Source organism: Pseudomonas sp. DSV-1 (assembly GCF_035830915.1).
In the GTDB taxonomy this organism is placed as follows: domain Bacteria; phylum Pseudomonadota; class Gammaproteobacteria; order Pseudomonadales; family Pseudomonadaceae; genus Aquipseudomonas.
The window spans coordinates 3,472,353-3,497,823 of sequence record NZ_JAYMYG010000001.1 but is presented as its reverse complement, the minus strand read 5'-3'; the positions used below and the strand labels follow the sequence as shown (position 1 = coordinate 3,497,823).

At 58.7% G+C, this 25,471-nt stretch carries 27 protein-coding genes; 18 read left to right on the top strand and 9 right to left on the bottom strand.

All coding sequences use genetic code 11. The annotated features are described in order from the left end of the window. Window positions 1-23: 23 nt before the first annotated feature. The 3 genes from fabB to VSQ83_RS16450 form a co-directional block, all read right to left on the bottom strand. Window positions 24-1,244 carry a beta-ketoacyl-ACP synthase I gene (gene fabB, locus VSQ83_RS16460; RefSeq protein ID WP_016781684.1) on the bottom strand — a complete coding sequence of 407 codons (1,221 nt, stop codon included), beginning with the start codon at window positions 1,242-1,244 and terminating at the stop codon, window positions 24-26. Between the two features lie 11 nt (window positions 1,245-1,255). Next, window positions 1,256-1,771 (bottom strand): 3-hydroxyacyl-[acyl-carrier-protein] dehydratase FabA, encoded by a 516-nt coding sequence (gene fabA, locus VSQ83_RS16455; protein WP_003210552.1) that lies wholly within the window; start codon window positions 1,769-1,771, stop codon window positions 1,256-1,258. A gap of 249 nt (window positions 1,772-2,020) precedes the next feature. Continuing rightward, window positions 2,021-3,919 carry an ATP-binding protein gene (locus VSQ83_RS16450; protein ID WP_219263217.1) on the bottom strand — a complete coding sequence of 633 codons (1,899 nt, stop codon included), beginning with the start codon at window positions 3,917-3,919 and terminating at the stop codon, window positions 2,021-2,023. A 251-nt stretch (window positions 3,920-4,170) separates the two neighbouring features. Between VSQ83_RS16450 and VSQ83_RS16445 the strand changes: the two genes are divergently transcribed. The 8 genes from VSQ83_RS16445 (at window position 4,171) to VSQ83_RS16410 (ending at window position 10,430) form a co-directional block, all read left to right on the top strand. Next, window positions 4,171-5,196 carry an NAD(P)H-dependent glycerol-3-phosphate dehydrogenase gene (locus VSQ83_RS16445; protein WP_133078956.1) on the top strand — a complete coding sequence of 342 codons (1,026 nt, stop codon included), beginning with the start codon at window positions 4,171-4,173 and terminating at the stop codon, window positions 5,194-5,196. An 18-nt stretch (window positions 5,197-5,214) separates the two neighbouring features. Continuing rightward, window positions 5,215-5,547, top strand: a complete 333-nt coding sequence (locus VSQ83_RS16440; protein ID WP_133078957.1) for a DUF4389 domain-containing protein — start codon at window positions 5,215-5,217, stop codon at window positions 5,545-5,547. Next, window positions 5,544-5,993 (top strand): phosphohistidine phosphatase SixA, encoded by a 450-nt coding sequence (gene sixA, locus VSQ83_RS16435; RefSeq protein WP_133078958.1) that lies wholly within the window; start codon window positions 5,544-5,546, stop codon window positions 5,991-5,993. Before VSQ83_RS16440 ends, sixA begins: the two co-directional genes overlap by 4 nt. Window positions 5,994-6,118: 125 nt before the next feature. Next, on the top strand, window positions 6,119-6,562 hold the full coding sequence (locus VSQ83_RS16430; protein WP_326397599.1) for a hotdog fold thioesterase: 444 nt from the start codon (window positions 6,119-6,121) through the stop codon (window positions 6,560-6,562). A gap of 112 nt (window positions 6,563-6,674) precedes the next feature. Continuing rightward, on the top strand, window positions 6,675-7,475 hold the full coding sequence (locus VSQ83_RS16425) for an alpha/beta fold hydrolase (RefSeq protein ID WP_133078960.1): 801 nt from the start codon (window positions 6,675-6,677) through the stop codon (window positions 7,473-7,475). 12 nt (window positions 7,476-7,487) lie between these two features. After that, a complete protein-coding gene (locus tag VSQ83_RS16420; protein ID WP_326427206.1) occupies window positions 7,488-8,342 on the top strand; it encodes an alpha/beta hydrolase in 855 nt (284 codons plus the stop codon). Window positions 8,343-8,487: 145 nt separating this feature from the next. Further along, window positions 8,488-9,306, top strand: a complete 819-nt coding sequence (locus tag VSQ83_RS16415; protein ID WP_133078962.1) for a DUF4892 domain-containing protein — start codon at window positions 8,488-8,490, stop codon at window positions 9,304-9,306. Between the two features lie 74 nt (window positions 9,307-9,380). Then, window positions 9,381-10,430: an AI-2E family transporter gene (locus tag VSQ83_RS16410; protein ID WP_133078963.1), complete on the top strand. Its 1,050-nt coding sequence runs from the start codon at window positions 9,381-9,383 to the stop codon at window positions 10,428-10,430. On the opposite strand, the gene VSQ83_RS16405 is transcribed toward VSQ83_RS16410, so the two are convergent. From VSQ83_RS16405 to VSQ83_RS16395, 3 genes are all read right to left on the bottom strand, one after another. Then, entirely contained in the window at window positions 10,427-10,897 is a 471-nt protein-coding gene (locus VSQ83_RS16405; RefSeq protein ID WP_133078964.1) for an RNA methyltransferase, read from the bottom strand. The genes VSQ83_RS16410 and VSQ83_RS16405 overlap by 4 nt on opposite strands. A gap of 164 nt (window positions 10,898-11,061) precedes the next feature. After that, complete coding sequence (locus VSQ83_RS16400) at window positions 11,062-11,436, bottom strand: YajD family HNH nuclease (protein WP_019828707.1); 375 nt, start codon at window positions 11,434-11,436, stop codon at window positions 11,062-11,064. A gap of 52 nt (window positions 11,437-11,488) precedes the next feature. Further along, window positions 11,489-12,175: a spermidine synthase gene (locus VSQ83_RS16395; RefSeq protein ID WP_010656469.1), complete on the bottom strand. Its 687-nt coding sequence runs from the start codon at window positions 12,173-12,175 to the stop codon at window positions 11,489-11,491. Window positions 12,176-12,257: 82 nt separating this feature from the next. Here VSQ83_RS16395 and VSQ83_RS16390 point away from each other — a divergent pair, with 82 nt between their 5' ends. Then, window positions 12,258-12,551 (top strand): hypothetical protein, encoded by a 294-nt coding sequence (locus VSQ83_RS16390; protein WP_133078965.1) that lies wholly within the window; start codon window positions 12,258-12,260, stop codon window positions 12,549-12,551. A gap of 51 nt (window positions 12,552-12,602) precedes the next feature. Here VSQ83_RS16390 and VSQ83_RS16385 read toward each other — a convergent pair whose 3' ends face one another. Next, window positions 12,603-14,651, bottom strand: coding sequence for a S9 family peptidase (locus VSQ83_RS16385; protein WP_133078966.1), 2,049 nt, complete (start codon window positions 14,649-14,651; stop codon window positions 12,603-12,605). A gap of 100 nt (window positions 14,652-14,751) precedes the next feature. On the opposite strand from VSQ83_RS16385, the gene VSQ83_RS16380 reads away from it, so the two are divergent. The 6 genes from VSQ83_RS16380 to VSQ83_RS16355 all read left to right on the top strand — a co-directional run bounded on the left by VSQ83_RS16380 (window position 14,752) and on the right by VSQ83_RS16355 (window position 19,121). After that, window positions 14,752-15,246, top strand: coding sequence for an MFS transporter (locus VSQ83_RS16380; RefSeq protein ID WP_133078967.1), 495 nt, complete (start codon window positions 14,752-14,754; stop codon window positions 15,244-15,246). A gap of 36 nt (window positions 15,247-15,282) precedes the next feature. Beyond that, a complete protein-coding gene (locus VSQ83_RS16375) occupies window positions 15,283-16,059 on the top strand; it encodes a class II glutamine amidotransferase (RefSeq protein ID WP_133078968.1) in 777 nt (258 codons plus the stop codon). A 12-nt stretch (window positions 16,060-16,071) separates the two neighbouring features. Continuing rightward, complete coding sequence (locus VSQ83_RS16370; RefSeq protein ID WP_133078969.1) at window positions 16,072-16,605, top strand: DUF2937 family protein; 534 nt, start codon at window positions 16,072-16,074, stop codon at window positions 16,603-16,605. Window positions 16,606-16,750: 145 nt separating this feature from the next. After that, complete coding sequence (locus VSQ83_RS16365; protein ID WP_219263220.1) at window positions 16,751-17,503, top strand: 5-oxoprolinase subunit PxpA; 753 nt, start codon at window positions 16,751-16,753, stop codon at window positions 17,501-17,503. Then, window positions 17,500-18,204 (top strand): 5-oxoprolinase subunit B family protein, encoded by a 705-nt coding sequence (locus VSQ83_RS16360; protein WP_133078971.1) that lies wholly within the window; start codon window positions 17,500-17,502, stop codon window positions 18,202-18,204. Before VSQ83_RS16365 ends, VSQ83_RS16360 begins: the two co-directional genes overlap by 4 nt. After that, window positions 18,201-19,121: a biotin-dependent carboxyltransferase family protein gene (locus VSQ83_RS16355; RefSeq protein WP_133078972.1), complete on the top strand. Its 921-nt coding sequence runs from the start codon at window positions 18,201-18,203 to the stop codon at window positions 19,119-19,121. The genes VSQ83_RS16360 and VSQ83_RS16355 overlap by 4 nt, the downstream gene beginning before the upstream one ends. Before the next feature lie 106 nt (window positions 19,122-19,227). On the opposite strand, the gene VSQ83_RS16350 is transcribed toward VSQ83_RS16355, so the two are convergent. Together VSQ83_RS16350 and VSQ83_RS16345 are read right to left on the bottom strand one after the other, a co-directional pair. Next, a complete protein-coding gene (locus VSQ83_RS16350; RefSeq protein ID WP_133078973.1) occupies window positions 19,228-20,406 on the bottom strand; it encodes a vWA domain-containing protein in 1,179 nt (392 codons plus the stop codon). A gap of 21 nt (window positions 20,407-20,427) precedes the next feature. After that, window positions 20,428-21,273, bottom strand: a complete 846-nt coding sequence (locus VSQ83_RS16345; RefSeq protein ID WP_095021285.1) for an AAA family ATPase — start codon at window positions 21,271-21,273, stop codon at window positions 20,428-20,430. A gap of 205 nt (window positions 21,274-21,478) precedes the next feature. Here VSQ83_RS16345 and cysK point away from each other — a divergent pair, with 205 nt between their 5' ends. The 3 genes from cysK to VSQ83_RS16330 all read left to right on the top strand — a co-directional run bounded on the left by cysK (window position 21,479) and on the right by VSQ83_RS16330 (window position 25,456). Continuing rightward, entirely contained in the window at window positions 21,479-22,453 is a 975-nt protein-coding gene (cysK, locus tag VSQ83_RS16340; protein ID WP_133078974.1) for a cysteine synthase A, read from the top strand. Between the two features lie 224 nt (window positions 22,454-22,677). Continuing rightward, window positions 22,678-23,616, top strand: coding sequence for an aspartyl/asparaginyl beta-hydroxylase domain-containing protein (locus tag VSQ83_RS16335; protein WP_133078975.1), 939 nt, complete (start codon window positions 22,678-22,680; stop codon window positions 23,614-23,616). A gap of 976 nt (window positions 23,617-24,592) precedes the next feature. After that, the gene (locus VSQ83_RS16330) at window positions 24,593-25,456 is read left to right on the top strand and encodes a DMT family transporter (protein ID WP_219263223.1); all 864 of its coding nucleotides are present in this window, start codon (window positions 24,593-24,595) and stop codon (window positions 25,454-25,456) included. Window positions 25,457-25,471 lie beyond the last annotated feature (15 nt).

Here is a 25,471-nt window from a genome sequence, read left to right as displayed (position 1 = left end):
TTTTTATTTCGCGAGGGGAGGGCTTATTTGCCAGCCCAGCGCTTCAGTACCAGAGTGGCGTTTGTGCCACCGAAGCCGAAGCTGTTGCTCATCACATTGTTCAACGTGACGTTCTCGCGGGTCTTGGTCAGGATCGGCATGTCAGCGACAGTCGGGTCCAGTTCCTCGATGTTTGCAGAGCCGGCGATGAAGTTGCCTTCCATCATCAGCAAGCAGTAGATCGCTTCGTGAACGCCTGCGGCGCCCAGTGAGTGACCCGACAGGCTTTTGGTCGAGCTGATGGCCGGAGCCTTGTCGCCGAATACCGCGCGAACACCTTCCATTTCCTTGACGTCGCCTACCGGAGTAGAGGTGCCGTGGGTGTTGAGGTAGTCGATCGGGCCGTCAACGGTAGACATGGCCATCTGCATGCAGCGGATGGCGCCTTCGCCGCTTGGGGCAACCATGTCGTAGCCGTCGGATGTCGCTCCGTAGCCGACGATTTCGGCGTAGATCTTGGCACCACGCGCCAGGGCGTGTTCCAGTTCTTCAACAACAACCATGCCACCACCACCGGCGATGACGAAGCCATCACGGTTTTTGTCGTAGGCACGGGACGCTTTTTCAGGCGTGTCGTTGTATTGAGTGGACAGCGCGCCCATGGCGTCGAACAGGAACGATTGGCTCCAGTGTTCTTCTTCGCCACCGCCCGCGAAAACGATGTCCTGCTTGCCCAGCTGGATCTGCTCAACCGCAGTACCGATGCAATGAGCACTGGTGGCGCAGGCAGAGGAGATCGAGTAGTTCACGCCCTTAATCTTGAAGGGGGTGGCCAGGCAGGCAGAAACGGTGCTGCCCATGGTCCGCGTAACGCGGTACGGGCCAACGCGCTTGACGCCTTTTTCGCGCAGGATGTCCAGCGCCTCCATCTGGTTCAGGGTCGACGCGCCACCCGAGCCGGCGATAAGGCCGGTACGCGGGTTGGAGACTTGCTCCTCGGTCAGGCCCGAATCAGTGATGGCGTCTTTCATGGCCAGGTAGGCGTAAGCCGCTGCGTGGCCGACGAAGCGATAGATCTTGCGATCGATCAGCTCTTCGAGAGGCAGGTCAATGGAGCCGGAAACCTGGCTACGCAGACCCATTTCGGCATATTCCGGGTTGAATCGGATGCCAGGGCGACTTGCACGCAGGTTAGCGGAGACGGTCTCTTTGTCATTGCCCAGGCACGAAACGATGCCCAGACCAGTGATAACGACGCGGCGCATGCGGATAACCCTTAAAAGTTGTCAGTGGAAGTAAATACGCCGACCCGAAGGCCTTCGGCAGTATAAATCTCGCGACCGTCGACAGTGACCGAACCATCGGCAATGGCCAGGTTCAGCTTGCCCTTGAGGACGCGCTTGATTTGAATGTTATAGGTGACTTTCTTGGCGGTCGGCAAGACCTGGCCGAAGAACTTCACTTCGCCCGAACCCAGGGCACGCCCGCGGCCCGGCAGACCTTGCCAGCCCAGATAGAAGCCGACCAACTGCCACATGGCGTCGAGGCCCAGGCAACCTGGCATCACCGGATCGCCTTCGAAATGGCAGGCGAAAAACCACAGGTCCGGGGTGATATCCAGCTCGGCGACCAATTCACCTTTGCCGTACTTGCCACCCTCTTCGCTGATATGGGTGATGCGATCCACCATCAGCATGTTAGGGGCGGGCAGTTGCGCGTTACCTGGGCCGAATAGCTCGCCGCGGCTACAGCGCAGCAAATCTTCCCGAGTAAAGGCGTTTTGTTTGGTCATGCGAGCTCCTCAATAATCCCATGCGGCAGGGTGGGGCAAATCTTCCCGACCAACTGAAACATACGAGTTCCAGTTCGCCAGCCTACACATAGACTATTGCGTTGTAGTGAAAGTCACAGCGCAAAGGGCAAGAATGTACACTTGTGCACTGAAAATTTAAATCGGGCCGGTTCAGTGGCCCATTCGGGTGCCTAAGACTGCCGCACTTTTGTGTTTAACGCCAGTCGCAGGTGGCCTTTTAGCCATAAGTTACTGGACCCAGCGCAGCAGAATTTGCTCCAGATCAGCTCGTTTGAACGGCTTGGCAAGGTAATCGTTCATTCCGGCCTGCAGGCAGGTTTCCCGATCACCCTGCAAGGCATTGGCGGTCAGGGCAATGATGGGCAGGGTCATGCACCCGGGCAGTTGGCGGATTTGCCGGGTAGCTTCGTAGCCATTGATGATCGGCAGGCGACAGTCCATCAGGATCGCGGCAAAGCGCTCGGTGTTGGCGAAATGAATGGCCTGCGCGCCATCACTGACCATGCTCACTTCGTATCCCAGGCTGCTCAGCATGGCTTCAATGACGGTCTGATTGACCTGGTTATCTTCCACCAGCAAGATTTTACGCCCGGGCGCACACGTCGCTTCCGGCTCAAGTTCAGGCCTTTGGCTGTGCTCTACGGGCTGGTGCAGCTCCAGCGGGATTTCCAGGGTGAACACTGAGCCGCGGGTCTCTTCACTGGTGGCGTGCAGCGTGCCACCCATGCGTTCAGCCAACGTGCGGGCGATGGGCAGGCCCAGCCCTGTGCCACCATAGCGCCGCGAAATCGAGCTGTCGGCCTGCTGGAAAGCGGTGAACATGGAGTCCAGTTTTTCGCTGTTGATGCCAATACCGCTGTCGCGTACGACACAGGTAAACCAGATCAATTCGTGATCCAGACGCTGCCAAAGCGGTTCGATACTGATCTGCCCGTGTTCGGTAAATTTCAGCGCATTGCCGATGAGGTTGACCAGGATTTGCCTGATCCGCGTCGGATCCCCCAGTACGTGCAAATCCTGCAAGCCTTCTGAGAGGGTCAGCTGCAAGTGCAGGCCGCGCTGTGCGGCGCTGTGCTGGAAAGCCTGAGCGCAATTGCTGACCAGTTCTGCGAGGTTGAAGGGGATGCGCTCCAGTTCAAGCGCTGACCGTTCGATTCGTGAGAAGTCGAGGATGTCGTTAATGACCTTGAGCAAGTGCTCGGTGGACTCTGACGCCAGGGCGGCATATTCAGCCTGTTCCTCTGTCATCTGCGTGGTTTCCAGCAGTTGCAGCATTCCCAGTACGCCATTCATCGGCGTGCGAAGCTCGTGGCTCATCATGGCCAAAAAGTCGGTTTTGGCCCGGTTGGCCCGTTCGGCTTCTTCGCGGGTCTGAATCAGCTGAGCAATGGCGGCATGTTGCTCTCGGCTGGCTTGCTCAAGCCCATCGGCCAGATTGTTGATGTGCTGGGCCAGACTGCCCAGTTCGCCATCGTCGACGACTGGCAAGGGCGTGGAGTAGTCGCCCTGCTGGATGGCCTTGACCGCTTTGCTCATGTCACTGATGGGCTTGGACAGGTTGGACGCCAGGCGCCTGGCCAACAGGTAGGTGAAGCCCAGGGCAAACAAGGCAAGGATCACGGCCTTGAGCAGGATTTCTTGTTGACGGGTGCTGAACGCCTCTCCGGACATGCCAACCAGTACCCGGCCCAGATAGTCTTCTACCGGTGCTGGTGTCTGGTTATGACTGAGCAAAAAATATTCGCCCGAAGGGCTCTTCTGCAATCGCACTGACGCCTGGAACACTTCAACCTGCGAGCCTTGATCAGCGCCGGGCGGGGAGTGCTCTGCCTGTGCCAGCACCTCGTTTGTACGGTTCTGTACCTGCACAAACTGTACGTGGGGGATGTTCAACGAAGCGTTGATCAGGGTTTCCAGAACGTGGGTGTTCCCCGTCATGAGCCCGTACTCGGTGGCAGGCGCCAATTGGTTGGCGATCAACTGGCCTGTGTGCTTGAGCTCCTGGCGCAAATCCTGGATTCGTACGAACGTAAAAAAACTGATCAACAACAAGGTCAATAACAACGCCGGGCCCAGGCTCATCATCTGCGTGCGGGTGTGAATATCCCACCGACTGCGAGCCATCATGGCAGGGTGTCTCCGACAGTCACCTTGCAGCCAGCAAATACCTCTCCCATATACGTTGTCGTCCTTGACCTGCAGTCGTTCATGTTGAAGTGCAGCAAAGCTGCCTCTTGAAGGTGAGTACCTGAGCGGCATGTTAACCGAGGTCTTGCACTTTTTCAGTCAAAGCCATCTATATGCTATGGGGCTGGTCGCGGGGCATGTGCTCCGTATAATGCCGCCATTGCCACGCTAGATGGAAAACGGGATTGCATATGACTGAACAGCACGCTATTGCGGTCTTGGGAGGCGGAAGCTTTGGCACCGCCGTGGGCAACTTGCTGGCAGAAAACGGTCATCGTGTGTATCAGTGGATGCGCGATCCGGAGCAGGCCGAGGCCATTCGCCTGAATCGCGAAAACCCGCGTTACCTCAAGGGCATCAAGATCCATCCCGGGGTGGAGCCGGTTACTGATCTCAAGGCGACGCTCGATGCCTGCGAGCTGTGTTTTGTGGCCTTGCCGTCCAGCGCCTTGCGCAGTGTGCTGGCCGAACACGCAGAGCGTTTGAGCGGAAAAATGCTGGTCAGCCTGACCAAGGGCATTGAAGCGCACAGTTTCAAACTGATGAGCGAGATCCTTGAAGAAATCGCCCCGCAGGCACGTATCGGCGTTCTGTCCGGGCCCAACCTTGCCCGTGAAGTTGCCGAGCATGCGTTGACTGCCACCGTGGTCGCCAGTGCCGATGAAGACCTGTGCAACCGCGTGCAGGCGGCATTGCATGGCCGAACATTTCGCGTCTATGCCAGTGCCGACCGTTTTGGGGTGGAGTTGGGCGGGGCGTTGAAAAACGTTTACGCAATCATCGCCGGCATGGCCGTGGCGCTGGGTATGGGGGAGAACACCAAGAGCATGCTGATTACCCGTGCCTTGGCCGAGATGACCCGATTTGCCGTTAGCCAGGGTGCCAATCCCATGACTTTCCTCGGCTTGGCGGGTGTAGGCGATTTGATCGTCACCTGCTCATCCCCCAAGAGCCGCAATTATCAGGTCGGGTTTGCCCTGGGTCAGGGCCTCAGCCTGGAAGATGCCGTCACTCGACTGGGCGAAGTGGCCGAAGGGGTGAATACCCTCAAGGTGCTCAAGGTCAAGGCACAGGAACTGAACGTCTACATGCCCTTGGTTGCTGGCCTGCACGCGATTCTGTTCGAGGGTTACACCCTGGATCAGGTCATCGGGCAGTTGATGCGCGGCGAACCCAAGACGGATGTCGATTTTATCTCCACCAGCGGTTTCAACTAAGCACCAAGGGAGCAGCACATGAACGACACTAAAAACGCACCCAAATACGAGTCACTCGTTTTGCGCGTGCTCTGGATGCTGGTTTTTTTGCTGGTCTGGCAAGTCGCGCAACTGGTGCTTGGCGGGCTGGTGCTGGTGCAGCTGATTTACCGTCTGATCTACGGCGCACCCAACGGCGGCCTGATGAATTTTGGCGACAGCCTGAGCCTTTATCTTGCGCAGATTGGTCGGTTTGGCAGCTTTCACACCGAGCAAAAACCTTGGCCTTTTGCCGATTGGCCAGCCCCTCGTGCCCCGGAAGGTGAAGCACCTTACGCGCAGGCCGCCAAGGGCGAAGAGACCAAGCCATGAAGATCTGGATCTTGCGTCACGGCGAAGCCGAGCCTCACGCCCGGCGCGATGCCGAACGCGAACTCACGGCCCATGGTCGTGAACAGGTGCTGCACAGTGCAGCCTTGCTGATTGGCCAGCCACTGGACAGCATCCTGGTCAGCCCTTATGTGCGGGCGCAGCAAACCGCTGAGTTGGTGCGCAAGGCCCTTGGTTTTACCTGCGACCTCATTACCGTGCCGTGGCTGACACCTGAAAGTGAGCCCAAGTTTGCGGTCAGCAAGCTGCCGGACAGTGGCAATGTACTGCTGGTCAGTCATCAGCCATTTGTGGGCGACTTGATCAGCCTGTTGCTGCATGGTCATTTGCGTCAGCCCCAGCCGATGCAGACGGCCAGCCTGGTGGAGCTTGAGGGTGAATGGCCGCTGGCTGGCAGCATGACCTTGATCGGTGTTCATCACCCCTGATCATTGCAGCGGTTGCACATTTTGGTCGTAGTGAAAGATAGTTGGGGCGGATGAATGGCATTTTGGTGGCTGTGTTGAGCGTCAATCACGCCGCCGCCCCTACTCACTGACCAAGGAATGACTGCATGATTTCGTGGACGACTCCGCCTGACCTGGCGCGCCTTAATGAATTGCGCAAAAACACCATTTGCGACGTGCTGGACATCACCTTCGATGCCTTCGATGACGACTCCATCACTGCAAGCATGGTGGTCGATCACCGAACTCACCAACCTTTTGGCCTGTTGCATGGCGGCGCATCGGTGGTTCTGGCGGAAACCCTGGGTTCGATGGCCAGTTTTATGTGTATCGATACCCAGAAATTCTATTGCGTGGGCCTTGAGGTCAACGCCAATCACCTGCGTGGCGTGCGCAGCGGCCGGGTGAGCGCAGTCGCACGCCCGGTACACATGGGCCGCACAACCCACGTCTGGGATATCCGCCTGAGCGACGACAGCGGCAAACTCAGTTGCATTTCCCGCCTGACCATCGCCGTTGTACCCCTGGGTGAAAACCCGCCCGCGCGGTGATCAAACGGCCAGATAATGGCCGTATTGTCGTCACTCATGGCGCATACGGTCATTGATATGAAGAATTTTCCTACAGACAATAAGGCGTACTTCCTACATTTGGACGCCTTGTATGTCTCGGCAGATTTTTTTCGCCCATGCCAACGGCTTCCCTTCGGCCACGTATGGCAAGTTGTTCAGTGCCCTTGCGCCGGATTTCAGCGTGGTTCACCTGTCACAGCACGGGCATGACCCGCGTTATCCGGTGGACAACAATTGGCACAACCTCGTCGATGAACTGATTTACCACCTGCAACAACAAGCAGAACCCGTGCTGGGTGTGGGTCATTCTCTGGGCGGTATGCTGCACCTGCATGCCGCTATCCGTTGCCCGCATCTGTACAAGGGCGTGGTCATGCTGGATTCGCCCGTGCTGACGCGCACCGATCAGTGGGTGATTCGTGCGGCCAAGCGTTTTGGCCTGATCGATCGCCTGACCCCTGCCGGCCGCACTCTGGGGCGGCGCGAAGAGTTTGCCGACCGTGAGACGGCGCGAGCCTACTTTGCGGGTAAGTCACTGTTCCGCAGCTTTGACCCGGACTGCTTCGAGGCTTACCTGGAGCACGGGTTGCAACCTGTTGATGACCGCTTGCGGTTGAGCTTCGACCCGGCGACCGAAATCGATATCTATCGCAGCGTCCCTGACACCAGTCCCGGCAGGGCCTTTCAGTTGCAGGTCCCGCTGACGGTGGTGCGAGGGCGCGACAGTCGAGTGGTCATGAATCATCATGCCAAAGCCGTTTCGCGCATGCCCAATGGCGAGTCGCTAAGCGTACCGGGCGGACACATGTTTCCGCTGGAGCAACCGCAGGACACCGCCCGCCTGCTCAAACAGATTTTTGCCCGCTGGGAACTTCGTCATTCCGGCCTTTGAAGAGCACTTTGCATGAGTCCTGTGGTTGAAGAAATTCGTCTGAGCCTGCCGCATATCGAGTTGGCTGCGCACATTTTTGGCCCCGAGGATGGCGTGCCCGTGATTGCCCTGCATGGTTGGCTGGACAACGCCAATAGCTTCGCCCGGCTGGCGCCAAAGCTTTCGGGCCTGCGCATCGTGGCGCTGGATCTTGCCGGGCATGGCCATTCGGATCATCGCCCGCGCGGGGCAGGGTATGGGTTGGCGGACTACGCCTTTGATGTGCTGTGTGTGGCCGAGCAATTAGGCTGGGAGCGATTTGCACTGCTGGGGCATTCGCTGGGGGCGATTGTCTCGGTGGTTTTCGCCGGATCGTTTCCGCAGCGCGTGACCCGACTGGCGCTGATTGATGGCATTGTGGCGCGCAGTGGCCCCGAAGGGGACGTGGCTGAGCGCATGGGGCAGGCGCTGCAGGCGCAACTCGGCCTGGAGCACAAGCGCAAGTCGGTGCACCCGACCCTCGATCGCGCCGTTGAAGCGCGGATGAAAGGCCTGGTCGCCGTCAGCCGGGAAGCTGCAGAGTTGCTGGCCCAGCGCGGTTTGATGCCGGTCCCCGGAGGTTATAGCTGGCGTAGCGACAACCGCCTGACATTGCCCACACCATTGCGCATGAATGACGAACAGGCCATGTCCTTTATTCGGCGTGTGAGTTGCCCGGCGATGCTGGTGGTGGCCGAGCAGGGCATGCTGGCCAGCCATTCCGAGCTGCTGGATCGACTACCCTTCAACCTGGAACGGTTGCCGGGTGGCCATCATTTGCACCTGAATGACGAAGCGGGGGCGATCCTTGTTGCAGACTGTTTCAATCGGTTCTTCGCCGTTCCTTGACTTGCGGCTACCAACTGTCGAGGCTTGGCGGGTTGAAATGGGAGACGACCATGATAGATCTCTACACCGCTGCGACCCCGAAAGGCCATCCGGTCTCTATCGTGAGGATGCTGAGCCACACGCTAGCTCTCGGTGAAGTATGCCGATGAAAATACCCAATCGTTTTATCCTGGCCTTGAGCCTGAGTTGTCTGAGCCCGTTAGTCTGGGCCAGCGATGTGCCCGGTAGCCAGGATTTGCCTGACGTACCGCGTCTCGCGGATGCACAAATTGTCGATTATTCCGTCAAGCCTGACATCGAACGCATTTACCCGATGGGCTCGATCCGCAAGATCAGCGGTCGCCTGCGTTTTGAGGGGCAGGTCAATACCCGTGGCCTGACCACGGCCATCACCTACGAGCTGCCTGCAGAGCACTCGGCCACTGAAGCCTTTACCGCTGCCCGTGAGGCGTTGCAGGAACAGGGCGCCGAACTGTTGTTCTGGTGCCAGGCCCGTGACTGTGGCGAAAGCAGCTTGTGGGCCAATGAGGTTTTCGGTAACTCCAAACTGGTCGGTTCCGATGAGCAGCAATCCTACTTGTTGTTACGTCGCGCAGCTCCCCAGCAGAACCAGCTGGTTGCCTTGTACGGGATCAATCGCGGCAGTCGCAAAGGCTACCTGCATGTCGAGCAACTTCAGGCGAGCGCCGATCTGGGTGAACTGTTGCCTACTTCGGCTACCTTGCAGCGCCAGTTGAAAAGCACGGGTGAGCTGGACTTTCCCAAGCTTGCAGGCGAGCCGGATGCACAGTGGCTGACATTAATCTCCAGGGCATTGAACCTTGATTCAACTTCCCGAGTCAGTTTGACCGGTGCCAAGGCTTCCGCCTGGCGCGATGCGTTGATCAACAACGGTGTACGGGCTGCCCGAATGGAGCTTGGCGACAGCGATGCCAAAGGGCTGCGTATCGAGTTACTGCGCTAGACCCTTGTAAACGACGGCTACACTCTGGGTAGTCGTCGTCCTTCTTTGATTTCTGAATTTTCTGTGGAACACACATGCTCAATAACGATCGCCTGCTGGTGCAGATTCTGCTCCTGGTGTTGTTCGGTGCCAGCCTGTGGGTGATGGCGCCATTCTGGTCGGCCTTGTTCTGGGGCGCGGTGCTGGCGTTTGCCAGCTGGCCCCTGATGCGCCTGCTGACACGTTTGCTCGGAGGGCGCGAGTCGCTGGCTGCGGGCATCCTGACCCTGGGCTGGATGTTGTTGGTGGCCGCGCCGCTGGTGTGGCTGGGGCTCAACCTGGCAGACCATGTGCGCGATGCCACAACCTTCGTCAAGGATGTTCAGCTCGAAGGCTTGCCCGACGCTCCGAGCTGGCTGGGCGGTATTCCCATCGTGGGCGAGCGCCTGGTCGGCATCTGGAACACCATTGACGAGCAGGGCGCTGCGCTGCTCCTGGCAGTCAAACCTTACCTGGGGCAGGTGGGCAACTGGTTCCTGGCCCGAAGTGCACAGATTGGCGGCGGCATTCTTGAGCTGACGTTGAGCATTGTCTTTGTGTTCTTTTTCTACCGTGACGGGCCGCGGCTGGCGAGCTTCGTCCATGGTCTGCTTGAGCGACTGATTGGCGACCGTGCCGACTACTACCAGGAACTGGTGGCGGGCACCGTACAGCGTGTGGTCAATGGTGTGATTGGTACCGCTGCAGCCCAGGCGTTGCTGGCGCTGATCGGCTTCCTGATCGCGGGCGTCCCCGGCGCACTGGTGCTGGGGCTGGCAACGTTCCTGCTCAGCCTGATCCCGATGGGGCCGCCGCTGATCTGGGTTCCCGCCACAGCCTGGCTGGCCTGGAAAGGCGAGTACGGGATGGCGGTCTTCCTCGGTATCTGGGGCACCGTGATCATCAGTGGTGTCGACAACGTGCTCAAGCCTTACCTGATCAGTCGCGGCGGCAACCTGCCGCTGGTGATCGTACTGCTCGGTGTGTTTGGCGGGTTGATAGCCTTCGGCTTTATCGGCTTGTTTATCGGTCCGACCTTGCTTGCCATTGCCTACAGCCTGCTGGTGGACTGGAGCTCCAGCCAGCAGAACAAAGGCAAGGTCTAGCCGAACTTGGGTCCGGAACGGGTGTTGTTGCCCTTGGCCAGTCGGTCGTAAAGCACCACATTGACCGTGGCTGCGAGGTTCATGCAGCCAGTGGTCGGGATGTAAATCACGTCTTCGCACCATTCCAGCACGTCTTTGCCCAGTGAGCCGTCCTCGGGGCCGAAAATATAGATCGCCCGGTCCGGATGGGTGTATTCAGGCAAGGAACGTGCGCCCTCGACCATTTCTACCGCGACCGGAATGCAGCCCAGCGGGATGATCTTTTTCAGGTCGTCGATGCCGATCAGCGGGATGTCCTGATGGATTTTCTTGGTATCGGTGACAAAGTCGCGAGCACGTTCGTAACGCTTGCCGGTGTAAAACACCGAGGCAACGCTGTAGCAACCAGCCGCACGCATCACCGAGCCGACGTTTTCTGGCGATTTGGGGTTATACAAACCAATGCAGCTGTACCGTTTGTTTGCCACTTGCCCGAGCCCTTGCGAAAAAAAGACGCGAGTATACGGCATTGGTACAGGGGGGCTGCTATCTGTAGTCGCTGCCCCAGGCTGCGAAGGGATCTGTGGGGACTCCAAGAAAACGGGTTGCTCCGCAACCCTTCGCAGCCTGCGGCAGCGACTACAGCACAAGGCTATTCGTCTTTCTTCATCAAACCGGCCAGTGCGGCGAACGGGTTGTGGGTGGCCTTGGCAATTTTCGGGCTGCTGGTGGAGCCTTCCGCAAAGTACTGCTGGTCGGTGTAGCGCGAGTGCTCGTTGTCATGGCAGTACAGGCACAGCAACTCCCAGTTGGAGCCGTCTTGCGGGTTATTGTCGTGGTTGTGGTCGCGGTGGTGAACGGTCAGCTCGCTCAAGCGCTTGCCGGCAAATTCACGGGTGCAACGGCCGCACACGTGGGGGTACATTTTCAGGGCCTTGTCGCGATAGCCCATTTCACGGTCACGCTGGGCATCAGCCAGAATGCGGTCCAGCTTGGCGGTGTGGGAGGGTGGATTCACCGAACTCATGGGTTCACCTTGTAAGACAAATGACGGTTATGTCGTTAAGTTTAGCTGTTGATCAGCCTTTGATTTTTTCTGCAATCCAGATGGTGTGTCGGGTGCCCTTGTTGCCGTGGGCAAACACCTGGACTTCTTCAGCCTTGAAACCGGCTTTGCGCAGCTTGTCCGAAAACTGTTTGTCGGCACTGGCAGACCATACCGCCAGGACGCCTTTTGGGCGCAAGGCCTTGGCGCAAGCACTCAGGCCACCCGCCGAATACAGCCAGCTATTGGCTTTTTGAGTCAGGCCTTCGGGGCCGTTGTCGACGTCGAGCATGATCGCATCAAACCCGTTGGGCTCGGCTTGCAGCACCTTGGCCACGTCTTCCATGCGGATCACGGTACGCGGGTCTTGCAGGGGGTTGCCCGATTTTTCGCCCAACGGTCCGCGATTCCACTCCACTACGCCTGGCACGAGTTCGGCGACCACCACTTCGGCAGTCTTGCCCAAATGCTTGAGTGCCGAAGCCAAAGTGAACCCCATGCCCAGACCGCCGATCAGTACCCGCGACTGCGGGCGGCCAGCGACTTTGCGGCAAGGGATCTCGGCCAGCGCGTCTTCGGAGCCGTGCATGCGCGTGTTCATCAGTTGGCCGCCGTCGCCGCCCTGAATCTTGATCACGAAGTCTTCGCCATACTCGAACAGGCACAAGGCGCCGCCGTTTTCGGGGATCGGAGTGGTGTCGAGCAAAACAAAACGTTTCATGGAAATCTCATTGAGGGGGGCAAAAACCGCAGGTTACGAGTAGCCTGAGGGCAGACAAGCCGGTCTGGCAACGGAGTGATTGATGAAACGCACTATTCTAACGGCCATTGCAGGGAGCGCGCTCTTGATAAGTGCAGTCCAGGCAACGGAATTGACGACTGTCCCGAGTGCCCCCGTGACCGCCGCGCCGGGTTCACCGGGCACTGCCACGCCAACCCCGTACCCGCAAGTCACCCCGCGCGCCGTGCCCAAGCCGGTTGCCGGGAGTGGCAGCCTGATCCCGCTGCCCCCGATTGATCTGCCGCAACCGCCCAAAGACCAGCCGCTGCCGGGGCTTGAACTCAAGGACGGGAAGGGTAAGGCACTGCAAGACTGACCGCTGACAAAAACCTGTAGCCGCTGACGAGCGAAGCGGCCACAGGTGTGCTCAGCTAATCCCCAGCACCTTGAACACAAATGCGTATTCCAGTGCCACGTCGCGCAAACCCTGATAGCGACCGCTCATCCCGCCGTGTCCTGCTTCCAGTTCGGTCTTGAGCACAAGCAGATTGTCGTCAGTCTTGGTGGCGCGAAGCTTGGCCACCCACTTGGCCGCTTCCCAATACTGGACGCGGCTGTCGTTGTACCCGGCAATCACCAGCATCGCCGGATACGCTTGTGCCGTGACGTTTTCGTACGGTGCGTAGGCTTTGATCCGGTCGTATACCTCAGGCTCTTGCGGGTTGCCCCATTCGTCATACTCGGTGACGGTCAGCGGCAAGTCCGGGTCGAGCATGGTGTTGAGCACGTCCACAAATGGCACTTCGGCAATCGCCGCCTTGAACAGCTCGGGGCGTTGATTGAGCACTGCGCCAATCAGCAGGCCGCCCGCACTGCCACCACTGATGACCAACTGTTCGCTTCGGGTCAGGCCCTGATCGATCAGGTGTTCGGCACAGGCGATGAAGTCGCTGAACGTGTTGTGCTTGTGTTCCTGCTTGCCTGCGCGGTACCAGGCCTCACCCAGTTCGCCGCCCCCGCGCACGTGGGCAATGGCAAAGGCTACGCCGCGATCCAGCAGGCTCAGGCGGGCGTGGGAAAACCACGGGTCGAGACTCTCGCCGTAGGCGCCGTAGCCATACAGGTAGAGCGGCACAGGCTGGCCCACCACGTCGCGCTTGACCACCAGGCTGATCGGCACCTGGGTGCCGTCTGGAGCGGTGGCCCACAGGCGATGGCTTACATAATCATCGGCATTGAAGGGTCCCAGCACCGGTGTTTCCTTGAGTACGACTTGCTCGCCGGTATTGAGCGTCAGTTGCCGTACTTGCGCAGGGCGATTCAGCGCCTCATAGCGCAGGCGGATGTGTGCGCTATCAAATTCCAGGCTGTCCTGAACATACAAGCTGTAGGCGGCGTCCGGTAATTGCACGCGATACGACGGCAAACCGTTGGGGCGGACTTCGATGATCGGCAACCCACCTTCGCGCAGGCTCAGGCACAAGGCTTGGGCGTTCAGGCTCAAGCCTTCCAGCATTACGCTGTCGTGATGGGCGATCAGAAGCTGCCAGTCATTGCGTGTCGGCACCTCGCCAAAGGCGTAATACAGCGCAAAGTTGATCCCGTCCTGGTTGGTGCGGATAAACCACGCCCATTGCCCCTCGTGCAGGCCGTGATCGACCGTGTAGTCGTGCCCTTCAACCCGTGCCGCCAGGCAGCTAAAGGCCTGGCGCGGCTGATTGGCGTCCAGCACCCAGCTTTCACTGGTGGTTTTGCTGTTGAGCAGCAGAATCAGCTGGCGCTCGGAACTCGAACGATAGCAATGCAGGAAAAAGCGTCCGTCCGGCTCATGAAATACCTCGTGGGCGTCTGTCTCGCCCAAGGTATGACGCAATAGTTTGTGTGGGCGATGGGTGTCGTCCAGTTCGGCAAAAAACAACGTCTGGCTGTCATTGGCCCACGTCATGCTGCCATCACACTCTTCAAACGGCAGCTCGGTGACTGCGCCGGTGCTCAGCTCTTTGACAAACAGGCGATAGACCTCTTCGCCGCTGGTGTCCAGGCTATAGGCAAGGCGCTGGTGATCCGGGCTGATGCTGAAGGCGCCCAGAGAAATAAAGCCGCCCGCGGCCAAGGCGTTCGGGTCCAGCAGCAAGTGCTCTGCGTTTTCGTCGACCTGCTGGCTGTCATCGGCCGGGCGCGGGCAGCGGTAATGGCGAGCATACTCATCACCGGCGTTGGTGCGCGTGTAATACAGATACGGCCCCCAGGGCGAGGGCAGCGACAGATCGGTCTCGCGAATTCGGCCCTTGATCTCTTGAAACAGCGTCTCACGCAATTGGGCCTGGTCGGCCAGTTGCTCCTCCTGATAGCTGTTTTCGGCTTTCAGGTAGTCCAGAACCTCATCGCTATCGCGATTTTGTAACCACGAGTAGGGGTCTGAACCCTCGACTTTATGTGCGATAGGGGCGCTATTTGCGTAGGCTGATTCGGTCATTGAGTGTTCTCTGAAACCTGCATGAAAAGAAGTGGAGCTGACGGCGTTGCAGCCGCACTGTCTAAAAGCCGTTATCATAGCGTCTCATTGCCTGCCGACCATGGATACCATGACCGAGAACGACTATCTGATCGCATGGGGCCTTTACGCCTTTGCTGCTGCGGGCTGCCTGCTCGTATGGTGCCGAATGACCCGCTTCATGTGGCGCTGGTTGCGCGAGCCGCTGCGTGTGTTAATGGCTGTGTTGCTGTTTAGCCCGACCATCATTGACCCGGTCAAGGAGCAGTTTGCACCGGCAGTGGCGATCACCGCCCTGGACCTGGCCTTCAAAGTCGGCAACAACGTTTGGCGCGCCGTCTCTGACTTGCTGATGTACACCATTATCGCGTTTTGTGTGTACGCCGTATTTGCGTTGATCCGCTGGCCCATCGAGCGCGCCAGCAAGGCTCGCAAGGCACAGGCCGACGCGTCGGCACAAGCGGCTAAACACGATCCTGAAGACGACCAGCCTTTTGGCTCGGCTGGCAATGATCGTTATGTGCCACCTGGCGCGTCGCGTGCATCGGCCCCGTCCCGGGTCGAGCCGCGGTTGTAATCCTATTTCGTCGAGCCTGAATGCGAGTGTGCGAGCGTGTGTGAATTATTGGGCATGAGCGCCAACGTCCCGACCGATATTGTGTTCAGTTTCACCGGCCTGATGCAGCGTGGCGGGCGTACCGGCCCGCACCGTGATGGCTGGGGTATTGCCTTTTATGAGGGGCGTGGTCTGCGCCTGTTCCAGGACCCGGCCGCCAGTTGCGACTCCGAAGTCGCGTTGCTGGTTCAGCGTTACCCGATCAAGAGCGAAGTGGTCATCGGGCATATCCGACAGGCCAACGTGGGCAAGGTATGCCTGTCGAACACGCATCCGTTTGTCCGTGAACTGTGGGGGCGCAACTGGTGTTTTGCGCACAATGGCCAATTGGCCGATTTGTCGCCGAGCACCCGCTTTTACCGCCCCATTGGCGACACCGACAGCGAAGCGGCGTTTTGTGACTTGCTCAATCGGGTGCGCGAGAAATTCCCCGAGCCGGTTGACGTCGAAAGCATCCTGCCGGTGCTGGTAGAGGCCTGCGCCGAGTTTCGCAGCAAAGGCGTCTTCAACTGCCTGCTCAGCGACGGAGACTGGTTGTTCTGCTACTGCTCGACCAAACTGGCGCAAATTACCCGCCGCGCCCCGTTTGGTCCGGCGCGCCTGAAAGATGTCGACGTGATCGTCGATTTTCAGGCCGAAACAACGCCCAACGATGTGGTCACCGTGATCGCCACCGAGCCTTTGACCGAAAACGAAACCTGGACGCGCTATGAGCCGGGCCAATGGAGCCTGTGGCGACGCGGCGAATGCGTCAGCCAGGGCACAACCGAATAAGGATGGGCGGACATGTTCTTGAGCTACCTGCGGTTGGTGTTGTTTACCATTGGTTTGTTGATGGGTGTGCAAGTGCCAGGGTTCATCAATGATTATGCCAATCGCGTCGAAGCTCATCTGATCGAAGCCCAGACCGGGCTGGCGGGTTTCCAGAACACCGCCAACCAGTTTTTCAAGGGCGACCTGCAAGCGTTGGTGGCGCATTACCAGGCCAGCGACGACCCGGTGTTTCGCAGTGATGCCACAAGCCTGGGCACCTTGCTGAACCGTCAGCGCCTGCTCGATGATCAGTTCCAGGCCATGCAGGGCCCGTGGTACATGCGCGCCCTGCAAGTGGCCTATGCGGCCGACCCGGCCATCCGCGAAGAAACCCTGAACGCCTACACCTACCAGGTGTTGCTGTCGCCGGGGGCAATCGGCTGGGCGATGGCGGGGGCCTTGCTGTTCTCCTTCGTCATTGAAGGATTCTTGCGGCTGGTGGATTGGGTCGTGCTGGGCGGCAAGCGCCAGCGTGAACGCCTGGCCCGTCGCGAGCGCAGTTACTAAGCTCACCCTGTTCCAGGGGCAGAGCGTGTTAAGCAATCAAATTTTTCTTATGTCCGAGTCCGGCTTTTATTAGTTGGACGAACGGCGTGCACCTGTCGAAAAATGGCCCGCACTTAAACTATAAAAAGACCACAGGAGCATCATCGTGAGCCGCCTGTTATTGAATTGCGACATGGGTGAGAGTTTCGGCAGCTGGACCATGGGCCTGGATGCCGACGTCATGGCGTTTATCGATTGCGCCAACATCGCCTGCGGCTTCCACGCGGGAGACCCGGGCATCATGCGCAAAACCGTGGCACTGGCCGTGGCGCATGACGTGACAATCGGTGCCCATCCGGCGTATCAGGACCTGGCGGGCTTCGGTCGCCGCTCGATGGCCTACTCGGCGCAAGAGCTGCAAGACCTGCTGCATTATCAGATCGGTGCGCTGGACGGTATTTGCCGCGCCCAGGGCACACGGGTCAGCTACGTCAAGCCTCACGGCGCGATGTACAACGACATGATGGCCAATCCCGCGCAACTGCGGGCAGTGATCCAGGCCCTGGCCGCTTATGATTCAAGCCTGCCGCTGATGCTGATGGCCACACGTGACAACAGCGCTGCGCAGGCCATTGGTGATGAGTTCGGCGTGACCCTGTGGTTCGAAGCCTTTGCCGACCGCGCTTACGACAGTGCCGGGCGCCTGGTCTCCCGACAGTTGCCGGGTGCCGTGCATCACGAGGCGGATGTCATCGTGCAACAGGCCCTGACCATCGCAGCGGGCAAGGCGCTGATTGCCAGTGATGGCAGCGCCTTGCATCTGCACGCCAATACCCTGTGTGTGCATGGCGATAACGCCAGTTCAGTGGCTGCAGTGCAGCAGATTCGCGATGCCCTGAATCAGCAGGCGCAGGCATGAAGCCGCGTATCGAAGTGGTGGCTATCGATTGCCTGATGCTGCGTTTGTTCGATGAGATTGCCGAAACCAACATGCCCTGGATGCTGGCGCTCAGCGAGCGGCTGCGAGCCAGCTTTGCCGGGTACCTGATCGATCTGGTGCCGTCTTACACCACCATGATGGTGCATTACGATGGCTTGGCGCTGAGCCCGGCCCAGGCCCGTGAGTTGATTGCCCTGGCGCTGACTGACCTGCGCCCTGAGACCCAAAACCTTGGGCAATGCCATGTTCTGCCGGTGTGGTACGACGTGAGCGTTGGCCCGGAGCTTACGTTGCTGGCCCAGCGCGCAAGTTGCCCGGTCAGTGAGGTTATTCGCCGTCACAGCGACCATGAGTATCAGGTGTTTGCCTTGGGGTTTGCCCCCGGTTTTGCCTTTATGGGGCTGGTGGAAGAAGCCCTGGCCGCACCGCGCCTGGCGACTCCGCGAAAACGCGTGGCCAGCGGAAGCGTCGGCATCGCCGAGCGCCAGACCGCTGCTTACCCGGCGCAATCACCCGGCGGCTGGAACCTTGTCGGGCGTACACCGAGCGCGCTGTTCGACCGTGAACGGGATGGCTACAGCCTGATGCAACCCGGCGATACGGTTCGGTTCGAACCTGTTTCCCGCGCCGAATTCATCCGTCTGGGTGGCGACGATACTCCTCAGGAGGCACTGGCATGAGCCGTTTATTGATTCAGGCCAGCACCCCATTGTGCCTGTTGCAAGACCGCGGGCGCTTTGGCGTGCGGCATCTGGGCGTGACCCAGGGCGGGGCAGCGGACTGGTTGTCGATGGCGTGGGCAAATTGGTTATTGGGTAATTCGCCGGATGCGGTTGTTATCGAAATCACCCTTGGCGGCTTGACCCTGGTTGCGCAAGACGATTGCACCCTGGCACTGGCGGGCGCTGACCTTGCTGGCGCAGTGGACGGGCAGGTACTCAAGCCTTGGCGCAGTTTTGCCCTGAAAAAAGGCCAGACCCTGACCCTTGCCCAGCCGCTGCTCGGTGCTCGGGCTTACCTGGCCGCTCCTGGGGGATTTGAGGCGCCCCAAGTATTGGGCAGTTGCGCCACCGTGGCCCGCGAACAACTGGGCGGGCCGGATGGTTTTGGACGCGGGCTGGCGGCAGGCGCTGAACTGAAGTATGCCGGGCATGGGCAGCCGTTGCGCGAACTGGCCCGTGAGCTGCAACCCGTGTTCAGCTCCAACCCCGCGCTGGACGTGGTATTAGGTGCGCAAATCGGTGCCTTCAGCGGCCAAAGCACGTTCGATGCCTTCAACAGCCCTTGGACCCTGGACACCCGTGCCGATCGAATGGGCATCCGTTTACTGGGGCCGGCTCTGGTCTATCAGGGCGCACCGATGATTTCAGAAGGGATACCGTTGGGGGCGATTCAGGTACCGCCCGATGGTCAGCCGATCGTGCTGCTCAATGACCGTCAAACCATCGGTGGCTACCCGCGACTGGGGGCATTGACGCCATTGGCACTGGCGCGACTGGCCCAGTGCTTGCCAGGGGAGGGGGTGACTATGCGCCCGACCACGCAAGAGACTGCGCAGCGTCAGATGGTCGGGTTCATGCAGCGGTTCGTGCAGTAAATCTTGCAGGAGCGGGGTTGCTCGCGATTTCAGTCAACCCGGTGCATCAGGCATGTCGCGTTGATGCCATCGCGAGCAAGCCCGCTCCCACACGGTAAGCGCGGTACTACTTGGCCAAAAACCGCATCCCTTCTTCCAGCCCCTCAAGGTTCAGCGGGTACATGCGGTCTTCGATCAGATCGCGCACGATCCCGATGGACGCCGTGTAGTTCCAGGTGTCCTTGGGGTACGGGTTAATCCAGATGAGCTTTTTGTACTTCTCCATAAAGCGCTGCATCCACTTGTAACCCGGCTCTTCGTTCCAGTGTTCGACACTCCCCCCCGCATGGGTGATTTCATACGGCCCCATCGCCGCGTCGCCGATAAAAATCACTTTGTAATCGGCTCCGTACTTGTTCAGCAGGTCCTGGGTTGAAATGCGCTCAACCTGGCGGCGCTGGTTGTTCTTCCACACCGATTCATAGATGAAGTTGTGAAAGTAGTAGTACTCCAGATGCTTGAACTCGGTCTTGCAGGCCGAAAACAATTCCTCGCAGGTTTTCACATGGGAGTCCATCGAACCGCCGATGTCGAACAGCAACAGCAGCTTGATGTTATTGCGCCGTTCGGGACGCATCTGAATGTTCAGCAGGCCGGCATCGCGGGCGGTGTGATCGATGGTGCCGTCAATATCCAGCTCATCCGCCGCTCCCTGGCGGGCGAATTTGCGCAGGCGGCGTAATGCGACCTTGATATTGCGCGTACCCAGTTCGACCTGGTCGTCGAGATTTTTGTACTCGCGCTGCTCCCAGACCTTGGCAGCCTTGCCCTGGCGCGCGCCCGCATCGCCCACACGAATGCCTTCGGGGTGATAGCCACCCGAGCCGAACGGGCTGGTGCCGCCCGTGCCGATCCATTTGTTGCCACCGGCATGGCGCTCCTTTTGCTCCTCAAGACGTTGCTTGAATGCCTCGATCAGCTTGTCCAGACCGCCCAGGGACTGGAGTTGCGCACGATCCTCGTCGCTCAGGGAACGCTCGAATTCCTTGCGCAGCCAGTCTTCGGGAATCAGGGCCTCAAGGTGTTCGTTGAGGTTTTGCAAGCCATTGAAGTAGGCGCCAAAGGCTCGGTCGAACTTGTCGAAATGACGTTCGTCCTTCACCAGAATCGTGCGCGCCAGGTAATAAAATTCGTCCATGTCGGCGAAGGTCACGCGGTGTTTCAGGGCGTTGATCAGGTCCAGCAGTTCACGCACTGAAACCGGCACCTTGGCCGCACGCATTTCATTGAACAGATTAAGCAGCATGCTTATCGCCTTCTTGAAAAATCAGCGATTGGGGCGACGGCTCATAAACGCCAGGCGCTCAAGCAATTGCACGTCCTGCTCGTTTTTCACCAGCGCACCGGCCAGTGGCGGGATGGCCTTGGTCGGATCGCGTTCGCGCAATACCGCTTCGCCGATATTGTCGGCCATCAGTAGCTTGAGCCAATCCACCAGCTCGGAGGTCGAAGGTTTTTTCTTCAGGCCAGGCACTTTGCGCACGTCGAAAAAGACGTCAAGGGCTTCGCTGACCAGCTCTTTCTTGATGTTCGGGAAGTGAACATCAACGATTTTCTGCAGCGTGGTGCGGTCCGGGAAACTGATGTAGTGGAAGAAGCAGCGGCGCAGGAAGGCGTCCGGCAACTCTTTCTCGTTATTGGAGGTAATGATGATGATCGGGCGGACCTTGGCCTTGATCGTCTCATCGGTCTCGTAAACGTAGAACTCCATCTTGTCGAGTTCTTGCAACAGGTCGTTGGGGAACTCGATGTCGGCCTTGTCGATTTCGTCGATCAGCAGGATGACCCGTTCTTCAGCCTCGAAGGCTTCCCACAACTTGCCCTTTTTCAGGTAGTTGCGAACATCGTGCACCTTGTCGACACCCAGTTGCGAGTCACGCAGGCGGCTGACGGCGTCGTACTCGTACAGGCCCTGGTGGGCCTTGGTCGTGGACTTGATATGCCAGGTGATCAGCTTGCAGCCAAAGGACTCGGCCAGTTGCTCGGCCAGCATGGTCTTGCCGGTGCCGGGCTCGCCCTTGACCAGCAGCGGGCGCTCCAGGGTGATTGCTGCGTTGACCGCCAGCTTCAGGTCATCGGTGGCCACATAGGCGCGAGTGCCTTCGAACTTCATCTGTTATTCCTCAAACCATGACCCGGGCCCTGCATGGGGCAGGGCGGGGGAACTAAAAGTATGTCCGACTATAACGCGCCGCCCGCCGAACATGAACGCAGACGCACCATTCAGTCTCTGAATGAAGCGTCACGTCATGACTGGACGCATGTCGGCGTGAGGCCTACCCTTGGGATCTTCCCAAAAGGTGCACAAGGACCCCGCCATGAGCCGCATTTTTGCAGACAACGCCCAATCCATCGGCAACACGCCTTTAGTGCAGATCAACAGCATTGCACCCCGTGGCGTGACAATCCTGGCCAAGATCGAAGGCCGTAACCCCGGTTATTCGGTCAAATGCCGAATTGGCGCCAACATGATCTGGGATGCCGAAAGCCGCGGCGTGCTCAAGCCGGGCATGACCATCATCGAGCCTACGTCGGGGAACACGGGGATCGGCCTGGCGTTTGTCGCAGCAGCGCGCGGTTATAAATTGACGTTGACCATGCCGTCATCGATGAGCATCGAACGGCGCAAGGTGCTAAAGGCGCTGGGGGCCGAGCTGGTGTTGACCGAGCCGGCCAAGGGCATGAAGGGCGCTATCGACAAGGCCGCAGAAATCCAGGCCAGCGACCCGGCGCGGTACTTCATGCCGCAGCAGTTTGAAAATCCGGCCAACCCGGCGATTCATGAAAAAACCACGGGTCCGGAAATCTGGAACGACACCGATGGCGGCGTTGACGTGCTGGTTTCTGGCGTCGGTACCGGCGGTACGATTACCGGGGTTTCGCGCTATATCAAGCACACCCAGGGCAAGCCGATTTTGTCGGTGGCAGTTGAGCCCATCACTTCGCCGGTGATTACCCAGGCGCTGGCGGGGGAAGAAATCAAGCCTTCGCCGCACAAGATCCAGGGTATCGGCGCCGGTTTCGTACCGAAAAACCTTGATCTGTCGATTGTCGACAAGGTCGAGCTGGTCAGCGATGACGAATCCAAGGCCATGGCCCTGCGCCTGATGCAGGAAGAAGGCATCTTGTGCGGGATCTCCTGCGGGGCTGCGATGGCCGTGGCGGTGCGCCTGGCAGAAACCCCGGAAATGCAAGGCAAGACCATTGTCGTGATCCTTCCGGATTCGGGTGAGCGCTACCTGTCGAGCTTCCTGTTCAGCGACATGTTCAGTGAGCAGGAGCTGCACCAGTAAACACGGGCCTGTAGCCGCCGGCGCAGCCTGCGCCAGCGGCTACGGTTGTTGCTGACCCACGTCAAAGCGATTTGCTCCTCAACATGCATAATCATTATCCTTCGCGTAGTACATTGCTCCGAATATTGGTTTCGATGGGTTTTGTCCTACGTCGCTAGTGTTTATCATGGCCGGCTGCCACGTCGGGCTATTGGTGCCGCACGGTATTTTCGAGGAGTTGTTGCATGACCTTATCCTTCGCCATCAAGGCAGGGCTCATACTGCTGTTTGTCGGCAGCATCCTTTACGTGCATTTTCGCGGTAAGGCACGGCTGCCGGTGTTACGCCAGTTCGTCAACCACTCAGCGTTCTTTGCGCCCTACAACGCCCTGATGTACTTGTTCTCCGGCGTACCGTCCAAACCGTACCTGGACCGCAGCAAGTTCCCTGAGCTGGATGTCCTCAAGGACAACTGGCAAGCGATCCGCGAAGAAGCCATGCACCTGTTCGACGAGGGCTACATTCGCGCCGCAGAAAAAAACAACGACGCCGGCTTTGGCTCGTTCTTCAAGAAAGGCTGGAAGCGTTTTTACCTCAAGTGGTACGACAAGGCGTTGCCATCGGCCGAGTTGCTGTGCCCGAAAACCGTTGAGCTGGTCAACAGCATCCCCAATGTCAAAGGCGCGATGTTTGCCTTGCTGCCGGGCGGTAGCCACCTCAACCCGCACCGTGATCCGTTTGCCGGATCGCTGCGATATCACCTGGGGCTGTCGACCCCCAACTCCGATGCCTGCCGTATCTTCGTCGATGGCGAGGAATACGCGTGGCGTGATGGTGAAGACGTGATGTTCGACGAGACCTACGTGCATTGGGTCAAGAATGAGACCGACATGACTCGCGTCATCCTGTTTTGCGATATCGAACGCCCGCTTACCAGTCCCTTCATGACCCGTATCAACCGCTGGGTCAGCGCGCAACTGGGTAAAGCCACTGCGCCGCAGAACCTCGATGATGAGCGCGTAGGCGGCATCAACAAGGCGTACGCCTGGAGCAAAACCTTCAGCGATCGCTTCAGCGGCGTGGTCAAGCAATGGAAGCGCCGCAATCCCAAGTTGTATCGCATAGCCCGCCCGATATTGGCAGTGCTGGTGCTGGTACTGCTGTGGCGTTGGTTGTTTGGCTGATTTCACAACATAAAAAAACCGCTCATGAGTGAGCGGTTTTTTTTGGATTATTAAAGCGGGCTGCCTGCTAAAACACCTGAAGGTTCATCTGCTTTGCTGCCATTGACTGCAACGCGTAAAAAACGCTGCTGAGTGGCTGAAGTGGCCGCACCTCGGGGTTTACTCTCACTGTGGGGCTTGGTCTTTGGTGAGGCGGGTGTTGGGGTCATGACCGGCATATCGCCACCATTTTGGTTGTTTATTGTACAGCGCAAATGACGCTAGTCCTTCTTCAGGTCTATAACAAGCTTCGCAACCGGCTCTGGTTGGGGGTGGCGAAACACAGTCCGCAGAGCTCTGAGCCGCACCAGATGGATAAGTCGAATGACCAGGGTTCCCTGGCCTTCCAGAGGGGTACTTCTTCCCATGAAAAGTGAACGCCATCCCCCCACCCATTGAATGCGTCAAGTGCCAGGGCGTCGATGGGTCTGAACACTATGGCTTCACCGGACTGTGTTGGCAGTGCGTTGGCCAGTATTGAGCAAGCTGCTGTCCTGGCCTGTGATTTAAAAAGCTGGTGCTTGAGCCGGGTTCTGGGTTTTGGCATAGAGCTGTCTGAGCGAATGTATAGCTCTTCGTTTTACTCGACTCTCGCCCATTCTTAATCAGTTGAGTCGTTGCATTTAATGTCGGGCGCTGGTTATAGTCGACGCTCGATATCCTCTCTTCAAAAAGATCAGCCCATGCCGGTTTCCTTTCCACATAGCGTTGTCGTTTCAGCAGTCACTGCTGGCGTCGTGCCGTGTGCAAACCAGCAGCCTGCGCAGATCAGTCACTACCCACCTCCGGTCAGTCGCACTGTGGTGTACGTCGTCGTATCGCCACCGGGTGTTGTTGCGGGCTGAGCTGATCGCTCGGCTGCCCGTACCCGTCTAAAAAACCATTGAACTTCAGTTTCGGCTGAGTCTGCTTTTTTGCCTGATGACAGGTGTTATCCATGTTTTATATGACTAAAGAGTCCGCGCTGGCGGCTGCTTCCACGTGCCTGTTTGTACTGCTGTGGAGCAGCGGTGCGATTTTCTCCAAATGGGGGCTGGCTCACGCCTCGCCGTTTGCCTTTTTGTTGATCCGTTTTGCTATTGCCTTGATGGCTTTGGTGCTGATCATCCCGCTGATGAAGTTTCAGATGCCCCGTGGCGCCAGGGCGATCAGTTATGCGATGGCAACGGGTGTGGTGTTGCTGGCGGCGTATCAGATTTTTTATCTGTTGGCCCTGGACCTGAAAGTGACGCCCGGTGTCATGGCCACGGTGATGGGTGTGCAGCCGATTCTCACTGCCGTGATCATGGAGCGTAAACACTCCTTGAGCCGCTCCCTCGGGTTGCTGCTGGGGCTGGCCGGGCTGGTTCTGGTGGTGTACCAGAACATCGGTCTGGCGGGTTTGTCGTGGGCCGGGATGTTGTTTGCCCTGTTGGCCCTTGCCAGCATGACGGCAGGGACCTTGATGCAAAAACGCATCACCCGGAATCCTCTCGGCACACTGCCGTTGCAATACCTTGCAGGTCTGCTGGTGTGCGCGGTGTTTGTGCCGTTCCAGCCATTTCACTTCGAACACGGCGCGGGCTTTGTGGTGCCGGTGTTGTGGATGGGGCTGGTGGTTTCGGTGATGGCAACCTTGCTGCTGTACCGGATGATTGCCCGAGGCAACCTGGTCAACGTCACCAGCCTGTTCTATCTGGTGCCCGCCGTGACTGCGGTCATGGACTACCTGATTTTCGGCAACAAGCTGGCAGCGTTGAGTGTGCTCGGGATGGCCATGATTATCATCGGGTTGATGTTTGTGTTCCGTAAGACCACCTGAGGATACTGCTTGTGT